Genomic DNA, 24,758 nt, shown 5'->3' with positions numbered 1-24,758 from the left:
AAAAATATAGAGACACTTTTTTTCGATAAGGTTATGCTTGATCGCTTAACTCTATTTTGTACAAAACAAAAAAAATAAGACCGAGAAAAATTCCCCAGTCTTACTCTTAGTCACCGATATCTATAATGGAATTAGGGCATAATTTCAACCGGATGGATCGGATTCTAGAAATCTGTTCGTTATTTTCGACGGCGAATGTTCATGCGATTATACATCACTAAACCGGCTATGACCATGCCCAGCGTACCTATACTACTCGCTACTTCAGTCTGCATACCAAACAAAATACATACGTTAGTCACCAGGCTTCTCGTAAGCAACGCGACAATAATTAGCATGATCGGACGCCAAAAGTTATATCTTCTCATTTCAGTAACACTCCTAATCCATTTTTCTTAAGCGCTTAACCTAATTTATCTATATGTATTATAGCATAAGTAAGTAACCGCATACATTTTACGTAATCCTAACAATTATGATCTAATCAGGGTATAATTCAGCACCCACTCTCCTTCTTTGTTCGACTTTAGGTATAGACTTATCATTTTTTACGGATTATAATAACAAACGAACACCAAAAGACGAACATTAAGGCGGAAATCATGACTGAATATATGCAAATATTCCTAGGCACTTCATTTTCAAGCAATTCACCAAAGGAAATTCAAATTTTAAAAGACCATCTCTACTGCATTAATACAGATGGAATGATAGAAAAGATCGTTTCACCAGAAGAACCCGACTATCAAACTTTACTAGCTACTTATCAAGGCCAAGACAACTTCCATCGATTAGCTGAAGGTCAGTATTTTTTGCCTGGCTTTATCGACTTGCATGTTCACGCCCCGCAGTGGGCTCAATCTGGAACTGCATTAGATATTCCACTCTATGATTGGTTAAATACGTACACCTTCCCACTGGAGTCTAAGTTTTCGGACCTGAATTTTGCTAAAAAGGTCTACTCTGATGTGGTTGATACTTTACTTGCGAACGGAACTACTACAGCCCTTTATTTTGCAACGGTGCATAAAGAAGCCAGTTTACTATTAGCCCAAATATGTGCGGATAAAGGGCAACGCGGACTCGTTGGAAAAGTGGTAATGGACGACCCTCAAGGAAATCCAGAATACTATCGCGACACTGACACCGACACCGCACTTAAAGATACAGAAGAATTTATACTAGCGGTAAAAGAACTAGCCAAATCTACTAAGCAAGGCGTTTATCCAGTAGTGACACCTAGGTTCATTCCTAGCTGTACAAATGAGGCTTTGCAAGGTTTAGGAGACTTAGCCGCCAAATATGATACTCATATTCAATCGCACTGTAGTGAAAGTGATTGGGCACATGGTTATGTACAAGAACGATTCCAGAAGAACGATGCTTTTGCCTTGCATGATTTCGGTCTGCTCCGTGATAAATCTGTAATGGCGCATTGTAATTTTTTAGAAGAAGACGATGTAGAGTTATTTGCAGAGACAGGAACGGCTATTGCGCATTGTCCGATATCAAACGCTTATTTTGCCAATAGTGTCATCCCTATCGCTCATTTCCACTCCAAAGGTGTAGAGATTGGTTTAGGGTCTGATATTTCTGGCGGTTTTTCACCTAGTCTCTTCGATAACATAAGACAAGCTGTAATGTCTTCAAGAATGCTAGAGGATGGCGTTAATCCTTCCCTTCCTGCACAAGAGCGTGGATTATTAGGATCACGGATTAAGATTGATGAAGCTTTCTATCTTGCTACTGCTAGCGGTGGTAAAAGTTTAAGCTTACCTATCGGTCGGATACTAGAAGGCTATACATGGGATGTTCAAATTATTGATACGAAATTACCATCGGCTAGATTGCCTATTTTTGATGGGAATGAAGATTTAGAGGACGTGTTTCAAAAGATGATGTATTTAGCTCGACCTGAGAATATCCGTGAAGTCTGGGTACAGGGTGAAAAGGTTCATTCACGTTAAGGATCGATAAAACTAGAAAATATAAGGTGGGCATCTGAGTGGAAACACAAGCAAACGTACAAGATCAAGCGCCATTGAAGTCACAACTATTAACCGTTCTACCTGATGAAAAAGTTTCCTTCGGTAAATCCATCATCCTAGGCTTTCAACATGTATTGGCAATGGACGTTTATGTAGTTCCTTTCCTGATTGCAATGTTAATCGGCTTACAACCGAATCAGTCAAGCGCGTTGATTCAATCTACCTTTATTGCTGCTGGACTTGCAACGATTGTGCAGACTTATTTCTGTATGAAGCTTCCTATCGCGCAAGGTCCATCTTATGTTCCGCTTGGTGCGATCGTCAGTATTTATGCCGCTAGTGGCGGCGGGGAGCTGGGTTGGAGTTCCGTGTTAGGTGCCAGCTTAATCGGTGCGGTTCTAGTTATTATTTTGGGCTATGTCGGGATCTTTAATAAAATCGTTAAGAACTTTATCCCACCCATTGTAGGTGGTACGATCATATTCATAGTTGGTCTTTCTTTATTACCTGTTGCTATAAGAGACAATATCTATGGAGCTTCAGGCGCTTCAATCAATCAGAACGTTTTGTTAGCCCTTATTTCAGCAGGTACACTCCTTTTATTCGTGATTCTCGGTTCTATGTTCCGTAATAAAGGATCGATCTTCCGAATTATTTCCGTCATGATGGCATTAGTAGTTGGATGTATCTCTGCTAACTTGATGGGTGTGTTAGATTTCTCAGCGATTAGCAAAGCGAACTGGTTTAGTATGCCGCGTATCGCTTTTGTAGATTTCGGATTCTCGTTCAACTTTTCGGCTATTATCACCATGGTTATTATTTATCTCGTACTGCTAGCTGAAACAACAGGTACCTGGTTTGCTGTCAGCAACGTAATCAATAAACCTTTAACAGACGAACATATTAATAAAGGGGTTATCGGTGAGGGGATTGGCTGTCTTATTGCTTCTGCACTCGGTTCAACACCTGTTACAGGCTATTCTACCAATGCGGGCATTATCTCCATCACAGGTGTTGCCTCCCGCCGGGTTTTCCTCGCAGTAGGAGGATGGTTTGTCCTCTTCGGTTGTTCTGGTAAATTAGCTGCTCTGATCTCCTCGATTCCATCCGCTGTAATCGGCGGCGTCTTCGCTATCGTTTGCGGGATTATTGCAATTAATGGTGTGCAGGTGATGAAAAACGTAACGATTGGCGAGAAAGAAATGTATATTATCGCAATACCGATGATTATCACGTTAGCTTTGGTACTCATTCCTGGCGACTACCTACATTCCTTGCCTTCATTTGTGCAATATTTATTGGGCTCACCTATCCTAGCGGCTTCATTGGCTGCGATCTTATTGAATAAATTATTGCCAAGTGGAAAATAGAACGTAAAATGCTAGATCTTAAAACGGGCATCAAATGATGTCCGTTTTTTACTTATTTCCTCAGCTTATTGGGTAATGGAATATGCCTAATTGACTCAATGGGATGATACAGTAACATCCATGGACCTGAAAAACGCATAACCCCTTTTATTCTTTGACGATACTCCGGTTTATAACAATGAATAGGGCATTTAGCACAAGCCGTTTTCACTTCCCCGAACTTACAATAAGCTAACCTCTTCAGAGCATAATCGTTTAGATCCTGACATTCGTTGCAAAGCCCCTTATGGTGATGTTTTTTCTTACAATATATACGAATCATTTTCGTGACAATATCTTGTTCTTTTTGAATTTTAGGACCTTCATTTAACTTTCGGTTCACCTTTATTGTCATTTATGAGCCCCCTTGTAACTTGTACAATAAGATCTCATCTAATTATAGAGGAAAAGCAGTCCTTCTTTTTTTACATTTCTAAGGATTTTTATCATACTACACACCCGAGGCGTTATTTCGTTATACTCATAATTCTTTTAGAAAGGCTGTAACGTTTATAGCTTTTTACGGATATATAAAATGAGGAGGTGAACGGATGCAGGACAACGAGGAATTATACAGGGAATATTCAACCCAAGTATATAAATTCGTATTTAGCTTTTGTCATAATCACTTACTGGCAGAAGAAATCACCCAAGAAACCTTTTATAGAGCTATAAAGTCCATACACAAATACGATGGAACCTGCAAAGTATATGTATGGCTTTGTCAGATTGCTAAGCATGTGTGGTATCAGGAACTGGACAAGCAGAACAAAAGGAAGACTTGTGAATTAGAAGACCCTCCTTTTTCTAACACAAATTCAACAGAAACTGAATTCATTTTAGCTCAAGACAAAATGGAGTTATTTAAACAGCTTCATTTACTTGATCCAAATACCAAGGAAGTATTGTATCTGCGTTTGACCGGAGAGTTCAGCTTTCGGGAAATTGGCGAAATTCTCGGAAGGGATGAAACCTGGGCAAGAGTTACCTTTTACCGTGGAAAACAAAAATTAATGAAAGGAAGATCTTCATGAAATGCGAGATCATTCAGGATTTATTGCCCTCCTATATCGAAAAGCTAACCTCGTTACATAGCAACGAAGAGATTGAAAAACATCTGCAAACCTGCGAAAGCTGCCTTCAGTCATATAACGAAATGACTGCAACAGCAAATCTAAACGTGCCTATTGTTGATAAAGAAGAGGTTAACAAACTTAATTATTTTAAAAAGGTGAAATCAAAAAACATAAAGGTAATCGTCCTTTCCATCTTATCGGTAATCATACTGGCTGCAGCTCTTATTGGACTTTTTGTGATTGGCTTCCCTGTGTCCTCAAAAGATGTGACCATCGATTATCAGAAGACAAAGACTCATTTGGAGGTTCATCTGACTTTGGAAAACGGCAAGGACTTGGTGTTCTCAGGAAAAACCAAATTTATCCGCGATGAAAATAATAATGTGATCGGTTCCGAAACTAGGTATACCCCTAGAGGCTTGATTCACAATCCCTTTGATGATGTAGGAAAAAAAGTTATGTTGGGGACGGAGATTCAAACCGATCTGGATTTTCCAAACAAATTTATCCTTGAATTCAAAGATAAAACTATGACGTTCATTAATGGCGTTTTGGTGGAGTAGACATTGCCGTTAAAATGAAAAAAGACACCTTTTAAGGTGTCTTTACTGATACTCCATGTGGAACTTAGTATCTGTTCATACCTCTATGATGAGCGAAGGACTTGTCTTCTCATCCACATCGTTGCAACCCACTTTTCGCCTTTGATCACTGGCGTACCTGCATGCAAGGTGGACTCGTTTAATTCATGATTATCGTAAAAATATTCGAAGTAGACCGCCATACCTTTGTTAGGACTCACTGTTAAATTAAGCATAGGGAAAGCTGTTTCTCCACCTTCCTCCACATCATTCAAATACATCACGAGCGTACTAATTCGATTATTGCTACTTGCTCGACTCGTTTGAGTGAAGAAATCATGATGGGGTAAATACTCTTGGCCAGGGATATACAGCAGAACTTGCAAGCCATCACCATGCTCGATAGGAATATTCATAATTTGAGAGAATCGTTTCTCGATTCTTGTAACCGTCTCATTCTCCTCACAGAACACACCACTGCTCGTTCTAATCGGATTGACCGCATGGTCTTCACCAATTCTTGAACGTTGCAATCGTTGCCTAGAATATTCAATTAACTCATTACACTCCTCATCGCTAAGCACATTTCCTAACAAGACAACCAGCGGTTCCTCATACTTGGCAAGAATTCGAATCTCTCGATCCTCTGTCTTAATCGTATTTCCAGCATGATCAAATATCGTCCGTTCTTTGTCTGTCGCATTCCCTGTCGTATTCCCTATCATCCTTATGCAGCTCCCAAGTTATAACATCCATCGCAAAAAACATACCATAAAATGGTTTTATTTGCTTGATTAACTTCAGAACATCTAAAGACTCAGAAAATCAACCTATTGTACGCTTATATAAATCTACAGACAAATCAAATCCCTTTCGATACACAAAAAAACCTTCAACCACATGGCTTGCGGTTGAAGGTTTTCGCTGTCGCTAGCTTAGTTTAGCTGCTTCGAGGAAGCGCTGTAGAATCACGGTCATTTCGGCACGTGTAATGACGTTGTCCGGGGTAAGCTGACCTTGATTGCCTTTAATGATTCCGTATTTAATGTTAAGCGCAGCAGCTGCTCTTGCGGACAAGTTAAGCAAGTGGTGATCTTTGAATGCGCTAAGCTGTTGGGTGGCTTCACGATCGGTAATCGTTGTTTCTAAACCGGCAAGCTTCATGGCTTTCGCCAGCAGCACCATCGCTTCTTCCCGACTTAGCTTCTCGTTGGGAATGTACTGACTGCTATTACTTGTCGTTACTAACCCATAGCCCTCCGCAATGGAGACCGTTTCATAATACCACTGACCACTTTTAATATCAGAAAAGCTTGCAGACTGATCGAATTCATGCAATCCGAGAGCCCGAACCAGCATCGCCGTGAACTCTGCTCGGGTAATTTGCTTGTTCGGCTGGAAGCTCGATTCGGAGATGCCTTGGACAATCAGCTTCGACGCCGCTTGCTCGATCTCTTTCTTCGCCCAATGCTTCTGAATATCGGCAAAGGTTTTAGAATTCTCTATTACGGCATAGGCGCTATTCGTCAGGCTGTAAATAATGGCAAATGTCTTGCCGTTCTCCTTCACTATTCGGGTTGGCACCGGCACAATGTTTCCGTCCTTCGTAATCGTAATGCCCGTCATGATTCTACTGTAGGGATCTGCCGAATTTGGGATAGTGATCGTCCGCTCGACATAGCTGAGAAACTTGTTGAGTTCAATCGTGGTACCACCATGCTTTGCCGATATGTTGAAATTGATCACCGGCGACAAGAGTCGGGCTTCACCTAACTTATTGGAAACCTGCTCGATATCATTATCTGGCGCATTATTAATCTCGACTTGAATCTCCATGTTGCGCAGCGCATCTTCCGATCCGAAGCTCTTCGCGACGAGGCTCCAATCAATCTGATTAGCGGCTAGGAGATAGGAAGCAAGCTCCGTTTGAATTTGAATATCCGCGTTTCGGTCATTTAGTGTTTTGATAATTTGACTGTTTAAGAGTAGAAGAACACGATCCGAATCATTGTGAACCGGTATGAAAATGAATGGTTTATTGGATAAGGAATCAAGGTAACGCGATAATTTTGCTTCGTCGAAGGTTACCGTTGTCACTTTCTTTCCGTTAATAACGGCAGTTGTTACTTTTCCTAAATCCTTGTGCTTCACACCATTGATTTCAATCTCCAGCTCTGAACCTGAACTTAAGCTTGAAACTAAACTTGAAACTGAATCCGAACCGGATTGAGCGGTCGGGACATTCAGCGTAAACGTAACACTCGTCTGATTGCCTGCTGCATCGGTGACGACGAGCGTATAGTTGGCGGAAGAAGTAATTGTCGCTCCATTTGTGAACGGCTGGCCGTTTAAGGTAGCCGTACCCTCATTGAATCCAATCGTTAACGGACTCGTATAGTTGCTTATTCCTGCAGTTAGGCCGGTTATCTTCGGGTTTGTTTTATCAATCGTGAAGGATACGGTAGTAATGTTGCCCGCCGCATCCGTGACGACGAGCGTATAGTCGCCTTCGTCTCTGACTTCAGATCCGCTTACAAATGAATCTCCGTTTAAGGTTGCAGTACCCATGTTAAAGGTGATCGTTCTGTCGGTATTATAGCTCGCTCCGTAAACAACACCGATTACGGATGGGCCAGTTTTATTCATCGTAAAGTTGACTGTCGTAACGTTGCCTGCCGCATCCGTCACAATGAGCTTATAGCTGCCTTCTCCGGAAACAGTCGCGCCGCTCGTAAACGAGTCTCCATTCATGGTCGCTGTGCCTTCGTTAAACGCGATCATTCTATCCACATTGTAGCTTTCTCCTTCAGCAACGCCGGTAACCGTTGGGGCAGTTTTATCGATAGTAAAGTTAACCGTCGTAACGTTGCCCGCCGCATCCGTGACGACGAGCGTATAGTCACCTTCTGCGGAAACGGTCGCGCCGCTCACGAATGGATCACCGTTCATACTCGCTGTACCTTCGTTAAATGCAGCTGATTGGTTCGTATTATAGCTAGATCCTTCAGTCACACCACTAACCGCAGGAGCAGTTTTGTCGATGGTGAATTGAATGGTTGTAACATTGCCCGTCCCGTCCGTTACGATAAGCGTGTAGTCGCCTTCGTCTCTGACTTCAGATCCGCTTACAAATGAATCTCCGTTTAAGGTTGCAGCACCCATGTTAAAGGTGATCGTTCTATCCACATTGTAACTCTCTCCGTCAGCAACGCCGATAACCGTTGGGTTGGTTTTATCGATAGTAAAGTTAACCGTCGTATTGTTGCCTGCCGCATCCGTTACAATGAGCTTATAACTGCCTTCTGTGGAAACCGTCGCGCCGCTCGTGAATGGGTGGCCATTCATAGTCGCTGTGCCTTCGTTAAACGTGATCGTTCTGTCCACATTGTAGCTCGTCCCGTCAGCAGCGCCGGTAACCTTTGGGATGGTTTTATCGATAGTAAAGTTAACCGTCGTATTGTTGCCTGCCGCATTGCTGACGACGAGCGTATAGTCACCTTCTGCGGAAACGGTCGCGCCGCTCGTGAATGGGCTTCCGTTCAATGTAGCTGTGCCTTCATTAAAAGTGACCGTTCTGTCCACATTGTAGCTCGTCCCGTCAGCAACACCGGTAACCGTTGGGGCAGTTTTGTTGATGCTAAAGTTGACTGTCGTAACGTTGCCTGCCGCATCCGTCACAATGAGCTTATAACTGCCTTCTGCAGAAACCGTCGCGCCGCTCGTGAATGGGCTTCCGTTCAATGTAGCTGTGCCTTCATTAAAAGTGACCGTTCTGTCCACATTGTAACTCTCTCCGTCAGTAGCGCCGGTAACCTTTGGGATGGTTTTATCGATAGTAAAGTTAACCGTCGTAATGTTGCCTGCCGCATTGCTGACGACGAGCGTATAGTCGCCTTCTGCGGAAACGGTCGCGCCACTCGTGAATTGGTGGCCATTCATAGTCGCTGTGCCTTCGTTAAACGTGATCGTTCTGTCCACATTGTAGCTCGTCCCGTCAGCAACACCGGTAACCGTTGGGGCGGTTTTGTTGATGCTAAAGTTGACTGTCGTAACGTTGCCTGCCGTATCCGTCACAATGAGCTTATAACTGCCTTCTGCGGAAACCGTCGCGCCGCTCGTGAATGAGCTTCCGTTCAATGTAGCTGCGCCTTCATTAAAAGTGACCGTCATATCTGCTTTATAAATTCCATTATTAATAATGCCATACACGGTAGGCGCGGTTTTGTCGATCTGAAATTCTATTGTCGTTGAGTTGCCAGCAGCATCCACCGCGATGAACGTATATGTTCCTTCCACACTCACGACGGTTCCGCTGGTGAATGGACTGCCGTTCAACATTGCGTAGCCTTCATTAAAGGAAATCGTCCGATTTGAATTATAAAGCCCGTTATTCGTGATGCCGCTCACTACGGGTTTAACGGTATCAAGCGTAATTGTATCACTTAAAGTTATGATATCTTTACCGTCTGTTATTTGATAATAAACGGTTTGGATTCCTTCTGCATTAAACAACGTCCAATTTTTGCTCGACAAAACGTCTTCCCATTTGCTCCATGTTAGCTGATCGTTCGAAAACCTCACTTGCAACACATCTTCAACATCTGGATCGGAAGCCGTTAAATTCAGCTTCACGCTGCTCGAATTCGTGTACAGTGCGCCGTTGTTAATCGCTATCGATCCAGTTGGAGGATCGCTTTGCGCATAGGTGACGATGAGTTTAGGATGATAGGCTGCGGTGAGATACTCTTTTGAGCTGACGAATGCGCGTGCGTTCGTTAAACTTTCATTGCCTTGGAGGATGAATGTAGCCTGCCGATCAACCGCACTCGTGATTTCGGCCACAATAGGCGTAACATCAAAGGTTACGAATCCGTCATTGGGTATCTGGTTATTGGATTTCCGAGTATAGTTAATCGAGGATTTTTGGGGAAAGACGGCTCTGTCCGTATTATCCATATCGTTATTGTCCGAACCGTACGCGTCTAAATAAAAATTGGCAAGATCACTTCCTTCTTTGAAGTTCACATAAAGCTGAAGCTCATATTTGATCGGCCTACCCGGATGCGGGAGGTTAGAATCCAGATTGAAGCGTAAGGCTCCTCGGGCCGTATAAGCCCCTCCTTCAATACCTTTGCCAATATATATCCTGCCTTGCATGTCATTATTAAACACTCCAAAATCGCTGTCCCATAACAAATCACTTTCTGCCGATAACGATTGGGTCGTTATCGGCGGATCCGCCGCCAAAACCGGACCCGCCGCCGGTGCCAGCAATCCGACGAATAAAACGGCGATAATAAAAAAGATTGGTTTTCTTCCTTTCAATATGGTCTTCCCCCTTTGTAATGGACAAAAAATCTGAAGTTTTCGTTAGCTTCAGGTCGAGAAACGTAAAGGCCCCGTATTTCGTTATTATCGATACGGATATTCTGCGTCAACGTAGATAATGAAGTACATTGGAAAATAAAGTTACATATTATTGTGGGGTTGGCTACCTCCGGCTACCTGAAGCACCGCTAGATTCACTTGTAAGTTTTCTGCGGATCAGGGTCATGCCACCTTCAGTGACTATCTCCAATCTATATAATAAATCTTTTAAAATGCGATAAGTAGTGACGTCAGTCATCAAATTGTCATATGACATTTTTACATTTTATGGTGTAATAATCCATAACCTCATTCAGTTGTGGATCTATATGGTGGAGGTGAGCCGCAGCGATCCCCTGTCCGAAAATAACACATATCTGTATCCCCTTTATACCTGAACACTAATAAAAAAAGCCCCAAACATATTGTTTGGGGCTTCGAGCTCTATATTAGAGTTTTACGACATTCTCAGCTTGTGCTCCGCGATTGCCTTGTACGATATTCCACCGGGTTTAATATCCCACTTTTCCTTTGATACGTAGATAGCATAACTCCTGCTAGAATGAACAAAGACCCTAATATTTCTACACCTGTAATAGGTTTGGACAATAATATCAATCCCATGATCATAGCTACAAAAGGTTCTAAATTAGATAATACAGACGCTTTTGAAGCATCAACATGGCGAATATTGTTATTCCAAACCAGTGTAGCTACACCATGTACAACAACAGCGGTTCCGATCAGAAGAGCCCAATCCGTAATATTCGAGCTCATTCGTACAGGTGTATCTAGCGAGAAGGCAAATGGGATCGATACAATAAAGCCCACCAGATTCGAATATAAAGTAATCGTGAGTGGATCTATTCTTTGTGAGAGTACCCTAGTCATAATAATCATAATGGCGAAGGTTATCATCGTTACAACAATCCACAGTAGTCCTTTATCAAAATGCAAAGAGGAGGATCCCCCTTTTACAACGACAAAATAAATGCCTATGATCGCTAGAATAGACCCCATCAACATACGGATCGTTAATCTTTCCTTTAAAAAAATTGCCGCTAATAAACCAGTTAAAATAGGAGTCATAGCTAAAATAATTGCAGATGTTGTTGGATCAGCTGTTTGCAGCCCTTTAAAAAAGGACCATTGATTAATAAATACACCAATGACACCTAGAGATAAAATTAGGAATACATCCGATTTACTCACCAGCTTAAAATTCTTTTTGTAAGCCGTTATTCCTACTAGACATAACACTATAAATAAAAGTCTCAGTGAAGTTAATAGACCGGGGGAGAAGTCCTCAACTAAGATCTTTCCAAACACAAAATTACTGCCCCATACGACTACACAAAAAGTGAGCCAACCATAAGCTTTTAACATTTAAATCACCTTTCAATAATACCGACTCCACAATTTTCCCATTACAGCCTTACGCCAAAAAAAATAGACCCCACCCATCGTAAGATACGGGGTCTATTGTACTGTTGGTTAGCAAACATCGGTTCTTCTTTGTATCTATTATAACCTCCATGGGTTTTTCATGCGCTTAATTTATAGAGGAAAAAATATCCACAATGCGTTGAATGTAACATATTAAGCCTCCACTTTTTTCTTATTCTTCATGGACCCGGGAGCACCCGTGCCAAACTGATAACGGTAAAGTACAACTACAGCAATAATCACTAGGGACATGACGAGAAAAATATTACTGTACACATGGGCAGTTGCATTAGCATTCAAAGGATTGAACTGCACAGCGGCAGTACCCTTGTCGAGCATTTTACCGACCACACTCATGGCCATCGCGCCAGAGATAAAATTGATCATGGAGAGTAATCCCATACCCACTCCTGTTTCCTCTTTTGGCAGCGATCGCGAAATCGTATTGGACATCGAGATTTGCATGAAAGTCTGGCCCACGTTCCCTAATGTTAAAATAATGGCAATGAAATATGCCGATAATCCAATAAAAGTAGAGAGTAGGGAGAAAGCAAGAAATAACAATACCGAAGCGACGAACACAAGTACGAAATTACCACGATCATCAGCCAACCTGCCTCCCTTGCGTCCCATGATAGCCGAAGCAATAGCAGCTGGTACTAACACGAACCCAATGGTCGAAGGGGACAAACCATTCACTGTCGCTAGAAATTGTGGTGTCATGAATGTCATGCTAAAGCTCATAGCTGTCGTCGTAAAAGCAAGCAACAACCCAATCGAATAGGTTTTGTTACGGAACAAAACGGGTTTAATAAAGGGTTCCTCAGCTTTCCGAATCCGAATGATAAATAAGGCTAGCAAGACAAGGCCCCCGAGGAACAACCACAGTTGCATCTGTGTGATGGCAAGCAAGAAGATTGCGACTGCTGCAGCTAGTAACCCGCCACCAAGGACATCAATACTTCCTGCCTTCCCTCTCGCATTATCTAAATACTTTCGGAAGAAAGGAAGCGTCAGTAGCGGAAGCAAGGAAAGGACGAACATGAGTCTCCAGCTTCCAAAGCTGGTGATGAGGCCTGCAGCGACCGGTCCCAAAGCATTACCAAGCGCTAACCCAACCGCAGAAGTTCCAAGCGCTCTCCCCCTCTTCTCGGGAGCAAAATAACGGATTGGAATGATCATTGCTGTTGCAGGAAGGACGGAAGCACCGGCAGCTTGAATTACACGGCCCAGAATAATAATCCAAAACTCACTAGCAAGCAGACCTATTAATGAACCGAGAGCGAATATAAGCAGTCCATACGTTAACAAATCCTTCAACCGATATTTATCCGCCAATTTCCCCATGACGATGGAACCTACCGCGTAAACCACCATATAACTGGTCATAATCCAACTAACCTGCGAAGGAACGAGATTAAACTCTTTGCCGATCTCAGGAAGAGCTACATTGAACATCGTACCGTTCATAACCGAGAATATTAGGGTAACTACAAGTATTTTCAGCAGCTTATCTGCATTTTGTGATGATGTATCCGCCATAATCTAAACCTCTTTTCTGATTAAATTCATAATGAATTATAAGTAAAAAGATAAATAATGAGTATCCTCAGTATTATATATTACTGAGGATACTCATTATTTTCTCACCTGTCAAGTTATATCCTTTACATGGAACTATAGCTGGATACGCCTTATAAGAGTATAATATAAAGAGTGTACTCATTAAGAGTACACACATATTCACCGTTGCCATGAAATTGAGAATGAAACATTGACAATAAAGTCAAGGAGGCACTACATCCATGAACACAGATCATCCCAAGGCGATAGACGTCATTCACATATTAATGAGATCAACCAACTACATTAAAACAGAATTTCAATCCCAGTTATTAGCGCTTAATACGCCTTATCATCTCTCCGGTCCCAGGTTACGTCTGCTTTCAGTCGTTGCCGAAACAGGCAATATCCGTATGAATGAGTTAGCTGTTAAGTTAGGGATCAAAGCACGCACCGTTACCGATTTTGTTGATGCACTTGAGCAGGATAAGCTCCTCGTTCGAATTCCTGATCCAACCGACCGACGAGCTACACTGATCCAGCTTACGGAGCTTGCACAATCCACGATTGAGGAAGTTCTTACTTTCCAGGATACAGTCGCTGACAACATGCTGGAGAATCTTTCAATGGAGCAAAGAAAGCAATTCTATGACCTTCTATTGCAACTAACCAAAAACAAAGCAATCTCCGATTTATGTGAAGAAGCTAAGTGAGTCGCAGCCATATCGAGGACAGGAACTCACGGCACCCAGCTCACCTCCCCCGGAACTCATCCCTCAGCAATCTGCGGTTTCACCCTTGGCTGTCGATCCGGGAGCAATTGCTGGTTGTTTGTTTCGGAATACGTACGTTTAGCTCGTGAATAGAAATCAATTCTGGTTTTTCCCGGTGTTCGTAGGACGCACCTCGGTTGCGGGGTTTCAGTGGAACGGAAGATTTTGGGTCTACACTGGAATCCTTCACATGCTTCTAAATAAACACGTAAAAAACTCCGTTCCGCTAGGAACGGAGCTTTTGGATCTACGTCAGAGTTAATTATCATTTAACCCTTAATGCTTGGCCACAGCGTGCACAGTAGCGGGTACCCTGAGGAGACAATGACCCGCAGCCTTCACAGTAAAGCTCCTTCGTCATGGGCTTCACTTGATCGTCATGCCTTATCGCCTCATGCGTGGTTGGATTCAACATATTCAATGCATGGAACTCCTCTTTTCTTCCCCTACGAATAAGTGAGAATAATAAATAGAGTCCTATAAACCCGACTACAGCCATAGCTGCCGCCTTCATCAGACCCGATTCAAAGTGATAATTCCATAGTGCATGCATCACGACTGCCGACAAAAACATCTCCATTGCACGTAGCCCTCTCGTCCACGGATTACCGTCTCCCAAATTCGAGTGCTTATGCATGCTGCTTACATACCAGATACCCACAGTTGCAATCGCAGTCCATGTTCCATGACCGAATGGCGATAATAATGCTCTCATCCATAGGACGGCGAGCATCCCAAGTGAAGAAGCTTCGTCTATATGCACCCATCCATAAATAATACTTTCCACTGCAGCGAATCCCATTCCTGCTGCGGCACCAAACACCACTGCATCCATCAAAAAATGGATTTTTCGCGTTCGAACGAGCATCACACAGACTAATAATTTTGCAGTTTCTTCTATTAGAGCTACAGACAAAGGTACGTAAAACTGCGAAAAGTCAAAGGAACTTGCTTTTACTTCAAAAAGCCAAATCCGCTCTAAATACCAAGCCAGAGGGATAGCAACAATTGCGGTAGACACAAAAACTAAACCAAGCCTCCTCTGACGAAAGCCTATTAACTGCTGATTTCTCACAAAAGCTACGAATGCTAGGGGACCCACGACACCTCCAACAATTAAGGCGGCGATCTTCCACCATTGGCTATGAAGGAACAGTGCCAAGAAGGATAAGACAAGGAATCCACCGACCAGCCATAGCAACTGGTTAATCCAATTGTCTTTGGCTTTAGGTAGCGATTCATTATCCTCGATAATAGACTCCTCGCCGAAAGCAATTGTAACTCTCTCCATCAGATGGGGGGTTCGCATATTTAGAAACTCAATGAGTTGTTGACGAACCGGAGCGTAATAATCGAGTATAGATAAGAATTCTAACTTGCCCATGATTAGCAATTCACTATCTTCTATCGCGATCAACGTGTGTGAGGAAGCCGTGTCTGTTAGTAACTCTGTCTCTCCATAAAAATCCCCTTCACGAAGAACAGTCTTGCGCCGCTTTTGACCGTGAAGTTCGATACTCCCGCTACTAATCATGAGAAATTGATCCATTACCGCACCTTCTACGATAATCTCTTCGCCCTTCGTTACTTTCTTGATCATTGTAATCTCTGCAAGACCCCGAAGTTCAGCATCAGGGATGACCGACCAAATTGTCGCTTTGCGAAGCATACTATGGATCATTCGGATCCGTGTATTCACAAGTACACTCTCATAAAATAGCGGACTCAGCTTCGCCAAATATTCGAACGAGGAACGGTCTAGACGCAAAGCTTGTACTGGCCCGATTGCCGTAACACTAGCTGATCTTTGTACGTTCCGAATAAGACCGATCTCTCCTACTAACTCTCCCGGTCCAAGTTCAGCTAAGAGCAGCGCCTTTCCAACTAAGTTCACCGAGGTGACTTGCACTTTCCCTTGCCATATAATGAAACAGTCCTTAGAGGTGGACTCTTCCATAAGAAGTCGTTGTCCATCCTCTAAAGACATAAGTTTTATAGCGTTAATTACATTTCGTAGCTCATCATCAGGAATACCTCGTAATAACGGATGATCACGTAGAAAATCGACTGCAGCACTTGGTATCATAGGTTTAACTCATCACCGCATATTTCCAATAACACTACTTCTGGAATCTTGCATTTTTTTAATAAAATTTGTCATTGTATCAAAAGCTTCGTTACGTTTATTCGTTAGACTTTGCAGGCGCAGCATATCCATTTGCTGACTATTACTTGCACTATCAATCTGTGATTTGATTTGTCCCAACAGATTCTCAAGTTGCCCTTTTGTTTGCGGTATAGCCATACTCATAGCAGTAAACATGGCCCCCTTGTCATCTGCCAGCTTTACAGCAGCGTTGGCCTCGGCACCTGAAGGAAGCTTCGCTAGCTCTTCATTGATCACTCCTAGCAATTGATTCAGTTTTGAGATTGTTTCATTCTTGGCTTGTACGGATGCGATTTGATCTTTCAACTGATCCTCTAACATAGTTGCACGACTCGACTGTACAGCCATCATTGCTGCTTCAAGATCCATGCCCTGAATGTTAACCTGTGTCATACCACTCATATCAACGCTACCTACCGAATTTTGCGTGGCATTTCCATTCAGGGCATCCTTAACAGAGTTATACACCGAATTGTTATACAACAAAGCCCCTCCTACAATGATCCCCAGTACAAAAGTACCTGACATAGATAAAACTAATTTTTTCACGCTCATTTCATTTCCTCTTTTCATTTATGGATGATCATTGCGTCATTACGATTAACAAATCCAAATATGCGCTTTCTTTGTTAATATTGTTATATCATTTTGGGTAATTAATGGTCTGTAACCCCAATTACAATTTCCAAATACTCGAACTCAAATTACATCAAGTATATTTCTAAGTCTATCTATGTTGCACACGAGTATTTTCCTCTGATCAATACGTATTAACTGCTCATCCTGTAATCCAAGCAATGATTTTGTCACGGTCTCGCGCGCCGTTCCTGTCATATCTGCCAGGTGCTGATGCGTCAGCTTCAAATCGATTAGAACACCCTCATCAGAGGGCACTCCATGCTGTTCTGTTAGACGCAGCAATACGCGAGCAATGCGCGTACGCACGTCAATAACGGTCAAGTCTGTTATTAATTTATTGGCATCACGTAGACGATCTAACGCTGTTTCCAAAATGCCGATTAATATTTCTGGATTACTTTTTAATAAGGGTATGAAATCGCGTTTTTTCAGAATACATAAGGTGGATTTCTCAATGGTTCTTGCAGACGCAGAACGTGCTCTTTCATTTTGCAATAAAGCCATCTCTCCAAAGAAATCACCTTCTCTAAAAATAGAAAGGATTACATCCCTAGAGTGGTTATCTTGATAGATTTGAACAACTCCAGATATAACCAGATAGAGTTCCTCTCCCTCTTCACCTTCAAAAAAGATGGACTCTCCCTTTATATAAGTACGCTCGCTACATAACTTGGCAATTTCAGCTAAATATTCATCATCAAGATGTTCGAAGAATGGGAAGTCTCGTAACAGTTGTGGGTTCATCTTCAAGAGCAGCCTCCAGTGTATCATTTTATAATTTCTATTAGGCTTCAACTCTAGCAAAAGTTAAATCTTTAGGACCATCCTTTATTGTAATACTTTTAAATTAAGATAAATAGTGACTGTAGTCATCAAATTATCATGTGACATTTTTACATTTTCTGGGCATTTAAATAAAAAAGAATCAAACGCATGGATCATCGAAAAGATGCTCATGGCTTGACTCTTATTTTCTACTTAAAAGCTCTTCGTAAGGCCTCAATTCTTCTTGCTACACTCTCCTGCACAATTTCACTTTTTTCCGCTATATCATACCCATGAATGGTCCCCTTGGTATAATACACTTCAACCTCAATCCAGGTTCAATTATCGTTAGCTCGACTGTTCCGTCTTTATAGCCTGCAATAACTTGTTTCGTTACATTCACACCTTCAGGTGAGTTGAATTTATTCACACTTCTCGCAATGAGTTTATTCAAAATTGGTAATAACAAAGGATTTAATGGGAGTGTCGTCTTCGCGTAGGGTTCAAAGTCGCTATGGATATTATATTTATTCATTGGATTCCTCCTCTAATAAGTTATTTACTTAAGTACATATTAGCAAATCGTACTAAACTGTCTAGCAATCGTAAGATCAGCGTTAGCGCATCCGACCACGGCTGCGTCGGCATGATTCAAGTAATAAGATCACAAGAAAAGCGACCCTTTAAGGTCGCTTTTCTAATGCTCCTTTTGAAGCTGAGGCACGTCGAACCGCTGCTTGAAAAGTTTACGAAGCACGGTTTAGAAAAAAACTATCTATTCCAACTTCATATAATACAGATTCGCCGTACTGTCCTTCGTAATGGTATGTGCGCCCGCCGTAAGGGAGACAGTGGCAATGCCATTCGTTATAGGATAATTTGTTCCATCCACTTTTATTTTGGTTCCTTCTGTATTGAACACTAGGGTTAGGGTTGAAGCTTTAGCAGCTGTGAACTGAATACTGGTTGCACTCTCGATTTTTAGACATTGGGTTAGGGTTAAACCCTGATATGTCACATTTCCCTTACTTGTTGAGAGATTTCCTTGGATATTGAAGAAGCTGCTCGTTGTTCCATCAGTGGTAAAGTTATGAATGGTTGCTCCCGCTGTCGGCACTGGCGTTGCCGTCGGTGTAGGTACAGGTGTTGCTGTTGCTGTTGCTGTTGCTGTTGCTGTTGCTGTTGCTGTTGCTGTTGGAGTCGGTGTCGGACTTGTTGGGTTTGAATTGCCCCCTACAGAGACAAGCCCCGTTGTGTAGCTTCTGATTGCAGACATCAGTGCAGTATTCAGCGCATACGATGCGTCATCCACGGAATCATTAAATTCCCATGTGAAGTCTCCACCATTCAGACGTCCGGCTTTTGCCGTAACAACCTGTTCCACATTGCCTACGTTGTCAATATTCGATACGTTCACTCCAGTTTGGACGCTCGTATCGAAGTTATTATAAGCTGTTCCGCCTTTTAATGCTTTGTATGAGCTTGGGACGGTTTCATTTCTCGACGAGGCTAAATAGGCATCAAATGAGGTTGCATTAGCAGGAGCTGTCCCTGTGTTGGAGTTAGCGTAGATAAGACTTGAAGCATCAACAATTAGATTGTTATAAGCTTTAATCACACCCCCATTTTCACCCGAGAACGTACCCTCACCTAAAGCATCTGTACCCTGTAAAGAACTAAGCATTGGGTCTTTAGTATTTCTAAAAACATTGGATTCCACAAAAGCCGAAGCTCCGGTTGTAACGCCGACACCATATTTCGAGACTCCATCATAGAAGTTATTATAGACGTGAACAGAGGCCACTCTGATCCGCGGATGACGGGAGTCCGAATGATCGAACCAGTTATGGTGGAAGGTAACAAAGAATTCTGCAGACTCACTAAGTCCGACTAGAGCAGCCTTTCCGGAATCAAAGTAGTGGTTGTACGAGATGGTAATGTACGTTGATCCTTTTTTGAGGTCCGTAGATCCGTCACCTTTGGCTTGGTCCGCGTCGCCCCCTGCGGATCCATAAAAAATATCATTATTATGCACCCATACATTCGCATTGCCTGTGTCCATTGAAATGCCATCGTCAGGAAATAACATCACACCCAGATTTCTTACTTCCAAATTACCAACATATCTAAGCAGCAATCCCCAACCGTATGCATAAGCATCTTTTCCGATACCTTCGATTGTAATATTCATTTCCGAATAATTATTTTTACCTTTGACTTCAAGATATCCACTGCTGTTAAGCTGTCCACTCAGGTCAGCAGCTGTAACTTTACCGATAATTCGGATGGCAAGTGGGGTTGTATCATAACCCTTTTGTCTCAGAGCCAAGATGCTACCAAGACCAACGCCTGTTTGTACAGCACCTGAGCTGTTGATTTTCACATCAAGTGTTACGGTTTTCGCATTCTGAGATGTTATATACAGCACTTGAGCACCATTCTTGAGGGTTCCATTCTCATTATAAGCGCCAGAACCCGTACCAAATGGCGAGCTTGCCGAAAAAGCAAACCCAGATCGATCATATGACGTTACGGATAACGTATTTGATACCGCACTTGCCGTTCCTCCCCCTGATAGGGTAGCTTCAACCTTCATTACATAACTTCCAGCTGCAAGCCCTACAGCATCCGCTCTCCAATAGGAAGAATATTTGCGGATCAATTCATTATCAATCTGTTGGTACCCCGAATCTGATGCGCTTGCCTGTTTAACATATACGTTATATCCTGTCGCATTACTTACAGGTGACCATTCCACATATGCCGCTTCATTCCAGCCTCCACTGCCTGTCATCGAAAGACCAGCAGCATGCACTACTGTATTTGTCCATCCACCTGCTATCAAAGAAAGTGCAAGAGAAAACAACACACCAATACTGATTACCTTGGCAATACTTTTTTTCATTTTATTCCCTCCTGATTCTAATTTGTTGCAGATAGAATTGTAACCGCTTGCAAGAAGATATAAAGCTTCCTTTTCACCTCCTGACAATATTACATTTTATGGGACTAAAACATCCTCAACATATCAGAACAGAAATCAGTTCCGATACAATCATTTCCTCATATTTTTTCACATCTAACAGTATTCTGAGTTAATGATTATAGGACAGAGCATTGATTCACCCGTCCTTTCAGCAATGTATCCTGGGCTCTTGTGAAAATACAACATGAATAGCCACACAGTAGCCAGCACATAATAAAATTCACAACCATTAGATAATCAAGGGAGGAGCTTTCAATTGAGTGCAAATCAACCAGATAAGAATCTAATCAACACAGTAAAAGAACTGGAAGCCACGCCCGTAAACAGCCTGGAAGCCCAACAGCAGCAGCAAGCCCGTAATGATCGCCGCAAACAAGCTCTGCATGACAGCGATGGCAAATTCTCAGAAAATGAATCTGGGAACTTCCATTAGAGTCTTCAGCTATGTCCGCACCCCAATAAATCGCACGTTTTATGATCCTTTCCAAAATGAAAAAAACGTAAAAAAGCGACCAACGATGGTCGCTTTTTTACTGATATTAAGAAATGCCTTCTCCTGCAAATCATTCTTATCTTCAGTATCCAGACGAATACTCTTTGCTTTCTTTTAAGCGAGCAATATCATGGCCCGTCGGGTTTTGGAAGACACGAAGCCCAAATATCGGTACAACTGCAAAAATGTGATCAAAGATATCAGCTTGAACCGATTCATACACCACCCAGTTAGTATCATTGCTAAACGCGTAGATTTCTAAGGGCAGTCCATTATCCTCTGGCGCGAGCTGTCTGACGATCAGCGTCATATCCTTATGAATTTTAGGATGATTCCTCAGATACTCATGAATATATTCTCTGAATACACCAACATTCGTGAGATGTCTTCCATTTACTTTACTCTCCGTATTGATTTGATGTTCGATATTATAAATGCTAATTTCATTTAATCTCGCCCTTATAAAATCGGAAAGGTGGTGAATCTTCTGGAATTCCTCCATCATTTCTTTTGTACAAAAGCATATGCTGCTTGTATCGATATGAACGCTTCGTTTAATCCTTCTGCCGCCAGATACTTGCATGCCCCTCCAGTTTTTGAACGAGTCTGAAATAAGGGCGTAGCTGGGAATCATGGTGATTGTTTTATCGAAATTCATAACCTTTACCGTATTCAATGTAATGTCAATTACATCACCATCCGCATTATATTTAGGCATTTCGATCCAGTCACCTACACGAACCATATCATTAGATGATAATTGAACACCTGCCACCAAACCCAATATAGAATCTTTGAAAATTAGCATAAAAACAGCGGATAATGCACCTAACCCACTAAGTATAATCAGTGGATTCTGACCAATGAGGTTAGAGATCACCACAATAACACCAATGATAAATAGAATAATCTTTGCAACCTGAATGTACCCCTTGATCGGCCTAATCTTGGAGACCTCGAATGAGCGATAAATAGCATCGATGGCATTAAGTAGTGCATTAAACACCGTGATAGTGACGATAATCATATAAGTTAAGGCGGATTTTTCAATAAAAGCCTGATATAGCGGAAAGATAGACGCAGAATAATAGATGATGAAGGCTGGCGCCAGATGCGACAGCTTGTGAAACACTTTTTTCTCCAAAACGATATTATCCCATGCATACCGATCCTTACTAATGAAATGAATAATTATCTTCAGCACGATTTTTTTGGCTATTAAATTGGCCAGTACAGAGAGTAGTGCTATAAATAAGACCATGATTATATTCGAAAGATAACCTGTCATTTGTTCGTTTACACCGTATCCTGCTAGTTGATCTTTTATAAAATTCATCATTTCCTCCTGCTGTGTGTTACTTAAATTGTTTGATGAAATGGACTAGCACTAACATTCGACGTATCGATCGTTGCGGGTGAACTATTATGGCCTAGTTTCAATTAATTGTATTAACCTGGTTAACGCGCTTGAGTAAATTGTGTCATGTCTATGCACAAACCATACCTGCAAATCTCGATACTCTTCAGGCAAACGGTGGGAAGTGATTATGCCCTGTTCTTCCGCCTTGGCAATCGATGACTGTGGCAACATAGACACACCAAGTCCAGAGGAAACGCCATCTAGAATAACTGCTAATGTGCCAAATTCCATAATCTGATAAGTGGTCAGGCCAGTGCCTCTCAGAAAACTCTCTGCTTTTGCCCGATGCGTACATCCAACGTCAAAGAACAACATCGGTTTCATGAGTAGCTCATACATTTCGTTTTGTCCCGGCTCAGAGATCAACACCAACTCCTCTTCAAAGGCCGCGATATGTTCTATATCTGGCTCATCAACAGGACCATAGACGAACGCTCCATCAAGCTCGTAATCCAACACCTTTTGTAAGAGCGCATGTGTCACACCCGTAGTGAGCGATAAATTAACATCCGGATATCGTGATTGATACTCGGCCAATAAAGGAGTCAGATGAATGACTGCTGTCGCTTCAATGGAGCCTATCCGAAGAGGCCCTGCAGGATGGTCCGAATATTGTGTTGTTTTCACAGCCTCGTCCATCAGAGTCAGTATTTTATCCGCATATCCCAGTAAATTCTCGCCAGCCAAAGTTAGCGTCATTCCTCGATTGGATCTCCGAAAAAGGGGTGTTTTCAACTGAGCCTCAAGATACTGAATTCGAGTCGTCACATTAGACTGTACATAGTTCAACATTTGCGCAGCCTTGGTTATGCTACCCTCTCGAGCCACAGCCTGAAATATTCTTAAATCTCCGCTTTCCATTTCTATATCACCTGCTTGGTATGATCATTTATGATACTCACAATCGGTTTTGTTCATTTTACTGTATGATTCCCACTCTGTACAATTCAATAAAGATTCATTGAAATACGAATGACTGGAGGATTAGGATGAAAGCAATCGTACATGCTGGGATGAACGGCTTGAAGAGCCTGACATATGAAGACGTTGTTGATAAACAGCCAGGCTTCGGTGAAGTAAAAGTAAGGCTGAAAACCGCAGGGTTAAATCATCGAGACTTATTTCTCATAGCGGATCGAAAAAATGAGGATGCTCCCCTGATTATGGGCTCTGATGGGGCGGGTATAATTGAAGCGGTAGGTGAAGGCATAACATCACTTACAGTAGGTACCGATGTAATCATTAATCCGTGTATCGGATGGGAAATCACCCACGATGTCCCGAACGTTCCGGCCATAGTGGGCGGCCCTTCAGATGGTACATTTGCCGAGTCTATCGTCATCCCTGCGCAAAATGCCATCAGCAAGCCAGCTTATTTGTCTTGGGAAGAAGCGGGCGTGTTGCCCTTATCTGCCTTGACAGCCTATCGGGCTTTGTTTACGAGAGGCCGCTTACAGCAAGGTGAACATATCCTTATTCCGGGTATTGGTGGCGGTGTGGCTACTTATGCCATGCTTATGGCTTCAGCAGCGGGTGCAAGAGTCAGTGTCACATCACGAAGTGAATCAAAAAGGCAAGTTGCTCTTGCACATGGGGCAGATCATGCCTTTGACAGTCATAGTGATTGGAAGGAAAGTATGAAAGGAGAAACTGTGGATCTCATCCTGGATAGTATCGGGCCAGCGACGTTCCAACAGTACTTTGATATCATTAAGCCAAATGGCCGGATCGTTACGTTTGGAGCAAGCTCAGGAGATCGAATGGAAATAGCAGCACGATCCATATTTTTCCCCCAAATCAGTATCATCGGCACCTCAATGGGAAGCAGTGAGGAGTTTGTTGCGATGCTTCAATTTATGGAACTCCACTCGATACGCCCTATCATTGATAGTGTGTATCCTTTACAAGACACCCTTCAAGCCTTTCAGCGAATGCAACAGGGGGAGCAGTCTGGGAATATTGGAATAAGAATTGATTGAAAAAAGACACCTTGTGAGGTGTCTTTTATTTACTCTATATGGAACCGAGGCGTGGCACGGTAAATCCATTAGCCGCCGTGTGTTCTAGGGCATGTAAGTATTTCCA

Annotated in this window: 20 protein-coding genes and 1 pseudogene; 8 read left to right on the top strand and 13 right to left on the bottom strand. The window is 42.4% G+C overall.

From position 1 onward, the window contains the following. Window positions 1-179: 179 nt before the first annotated feature. Entirely contained in the window at window positions 180-368 is a 189-nt protein-coding gene (locus MHI27_RS01110) for a hypothetical protein (RefSeq protein ID WP_042184077.1), read from the bottom strand. Window positions 369-602: 234 nt separating this feature from the next. Here MHI27_RS01110 and guaD point away from each other — a divergent pair, with 234 nt between their 5' ends. Both guaD and MHI27_RS01100 read left to right on the top strand, forming a co-directional pair. Continuing rightward, window positions 603-1,967: a guanine deaminase gene (gene guaD, locus MHI27_RS01105; protein ID WP_405175392.1), complete on the top strand. Its 1,365-nt coding sequence runs from the start codon at window positions 603-605 to the stop codon at window positions 1,965-1,967. A gap of 38 nt (window positions 1,968-2,005) precedes the next feature. Beyond that, window positions 2,006-3,358, top strand: a complete 1,353-nt coding sequence (locus tag MHI27_RS01100) for a uracil-xanthine permease family protein (RefSeq protein ID WP_042184073.1) — start codon at window positions 2,006-2,008, stop codon at window positions 3,356-3,358. 52 nt (window positions 3,359-3,410) lie between these two features. Here MHI27_RS01100 and MHI27_RS01095 read toward each other — a convergent pair whose 3' ends face one another. After that, window positions 3,411-3,752, bottom strand: a complete 342-nt coding sequence (locus tag MHI27_RS01095) for a nitrous oxide-stimulated promoter family protein (RefSeq protein WP_042184071.1) — start codon at window positions 3,750-3,752, stop codon at window positions 3,411-3,413. 196 nt (window positions 3,753-3,948) lie between these two features. On the opposite strand from MHI27_RS01095, the gene MHI27_RS01090 reads away from it, so the two are divergent. Next, on the top strand, window positions 3,949-4,431 hold the full coding sequence (locus MHI27_RS01090) for an RNA polymerase sigma factor (RefSeq protein ID WP_379424849.1): 483 nt from the start codon (window positions 3,949-3,951) through the stop codon (window positions 4,429-4,431). Then, window positions 4,428-5,036 carry a zf-HC2 domain-containing protein gene (locus MHI27_RS01085; RefSeq protein WP_076286684.1) on the top strand — a complete coding sequence of 203 codons (609 nt, stop codon included), beginning with the start codon at window positions 4,428-4,430 and terminating at the stop codon, window positions 5,034-5,036. The genes MHI27_RS01090 and MHI27_RS01085 overlap by 4 nt, the downstream gene beginning before the upstream one ends. An 83-nt stretch (window positions 5,037-5,119) precedes the next feature. Here MHI27_RS01085 and MHI27_RS01080 read toward each other — a convergent pair whose 3' ends face one another. The 4 genes from MHI27_RS01080 to MHI27_RS01065 all read right to left on the bottom strand — a co-directional run bounded on the left by MHI27_RS01080 (window position 5,120) and on the right by MHI27_RS01065 (window position 13,409). Further along, window positions 5,120-5,776 carry a 2OG-Fe(II) oxygenase gene (locus MHI27_RS01080; protein ID WP_371915751.1) on the bottom strand — a complete coding sequence of 219 codons (657 nt, stop codon included), beginning with the start codon at window positions 5,774-5,776 and terminating at the stop codon, window positions 5,120-5,122. Between the two features lie 208 nt (window positions 5,777-5,984). Next, complete coding sequence (locus tag MHI27_RS01075) at window positions 5,985-10,379, bottom strand: S-layer homology domain-containing protein (protein WP_405175391.1); 4,395 nt, start codon at window positions 10,377-10,379, stop codon at window positions 5,985-5,987. A 510-nt stretch (window positions 10,380-10,889) separates the two neighbouring features. Beyond that, complete coding sequence (locus MHI27_RS01070; protein WP_405175390.1) at window positions 10,890-11,807, bottom strand: DMT family transporter; 918 nt, start codon at window positions 11,805-11,807, stop codon at window positions 10,890-10,892. 213 nt (window positions 11,808-12,020) lie between these two features. Further along, complete coding sequence (locus MHI27_RS01065) at window positions 12,021-13,409, bottom strand: MFS transporter (protein ID WP_405175389.1); 1,389 nt, start codon at window positions 13,407-13,409, stop codon at window positions 12,021-12,023. Window positions 13,410-13,672: 263 nt separating this feature from the next. On the opposite strand from MHI27_RS01065, the gene MHI27_RS01060 reads away from it, so the two are divergent. Both MHI27_RS01060 and MHI27_RS01055 read left to right on the top strand, forming a co-directional pair. Beyond that, window positions 13,673-14,143: a MarR family winged helix-turn-helix transcriptional regulator gene (locus tag MHI27_RS01060; RefSeq protein WP_076286808.1), complete on the top strand. Its 471-nt coding sequence runs from the start codon at window positions 13,673-13,675 to the stop codon at window positions 14,141-14,143. A gap of 19 nt (window positions 14,144-14,162) precedes the next feature. Beyond that, window positions 14,163-14,465: pseudogene (locus tag MHI27_RS01055) on the top strand (hypothetical protein); the annotation flags it as partial. Window positions 14,466-14,468: 3 nt separating this feature from the next. Here the strand turns inward: MHI27_RS01055 and MHI27_RS01050 are convergent. The 5 genes from MHI27_RS01050 to MHI27_RS01030 all read right to left on the bottom strand — a co-directional run bounded on the left by MHI27_RS01050 (window position 14,469) and on the right by MHI27_RS01030 (window position 20,679). Beyond that, window positions 14,469-16,289, bottom strand: coding sequence for a cyclic nucleotide-binding domain-containing protein (locus MHI27_RS01050; RefSeq protein ID WP_405175388.1), 1,821 nt, complete (start codon window positions 16,287-16,289; stop codon window positions 14,469-14,471). 12 nt (window positions 16,290-16,301) lie between these two features. Further along, the gene (locus tag MHI27_RS01045) at window positions 16,302-16,925 is read right to left on the bottom strand and encodes a hypothetical protein (protein WP_405175387.1); all 624 of its coding nucleotides are present in this window, start codon (window positions 16,923-16,925) and stop codon (window positions 16,302-16,304) included. A 144-nt stretch (window positions 16,926-17,069) separates the two neighbouring features. Further along, complete coding sequence (locus MHI27_RS01040) at window positions 17,070-17,753, bottom strand: Crp/Fnr family transcriptional regulator (RefSeq protein ID WP_042184055.1); 684 nt, start codon at window positions 17,751-17,753, stop codon at window positions 17,070-17,072. A 301-nt stretch (window positions 17,754-18,054) separates the two neighbouring features. Further along, window positions 18,055-18,309: a hypothetical protein gene (locus tag MHI27_RS01035; RefSeq protein ID WP_405175386.1), complete on the bottom strand. Its 255-nt coding sequence runs from the start codon at window positions 18,307-18,309 to the stop codon at window positions 18,055-18,057. A 240-nt stretch (window positions 18,310-18,549) separates the two neighbouring features. Further along, window positions 18,550-20,679, bottom strand: coding sequence for a pectate lyase (locus tag MHI27_RS01030; RefSeq protein ID WP_405175385.1), 2,130 nt, complete (start codon window positions 20,677-20,679; stop codon window positions 18,550-18,552). 337 nt (window positions 20,680-21,016) lie between these two features. On the opposite strand from MHI27_RS01030, the gene MHI27_RS01025 reads away from it, so the two are divergent. After that, window positions 21,017-21,193 (top strand): hypothetical protein, encoded by a 177-nt coding sequence (locus MHI27_RS01025; RefSeq protein WP_179085866.1) that lies wholly within the window; start codon window positions 21,017-21,019, stop codon window positions 21,191-21,193. Between the two features lie 142 nt (window positions 21,194-21,335). Here the strand turns inward: MHI27_RS01025 and MHI27_RS01020 are convergent, their stop codons facing one another. Continuing rightward, a complete protein-coding gene (locus tag MHI27_RS01020) occupies window positions 21,336-22,589 on the bottom strand; it encodes a mechanosensitive ion channel family protein (protein WP_405176678.1) in 1,254 nt (417 codons plus the stop codon). An 87-nt stretch (window positions 22,590-22,676) separates the two neighbouring features. Then, a complete protein-coding gene (locus MHI27_RS01015) occupies window positions 22,677-23,534 on the bottom strand; it encodes a LysR family transcriptional regulator (RefSeq protein ID WP_405175384.1) in 858 nt (285 codons plus the stop codon). Window positions 23,535-23,662: 128 nt separating this feature from the next. Here MHI27_RS01015 and MHI27_RS01010 point away from each other — a divergent pair, with 128 nt between their 5' ends. Continuing rightward, the gene (locus tag MHI27_RS01010) at window positions 23,663-24,652 is read left to right on the top strand and encodes a zinc-binding dehydrogenase (RefSeq protein WP_076286815.1); all 990 of its coding nucleotides are present in this window, start codon (window positions 23,663-23,665) and stop codon (window positions 24,650-24,652) included. The last annotated feature ends 106 nt before the right edge of the window (window positions 24,653-24,758 follow it).

The organism is Paenibacillus sp. FSL H8-0261 (assembly GCF_045040645.1).
Taxonomy (GTDB): Bacteria; Bacillota; Bacilli; order Paenibacillales; family Paenibacillaceae; genus Paenibacillus_AQ.
Note: the sequence above shows the minus strand (reverse complement) of the source record. Positions and strands in the feature narration are given on the sequence as shown.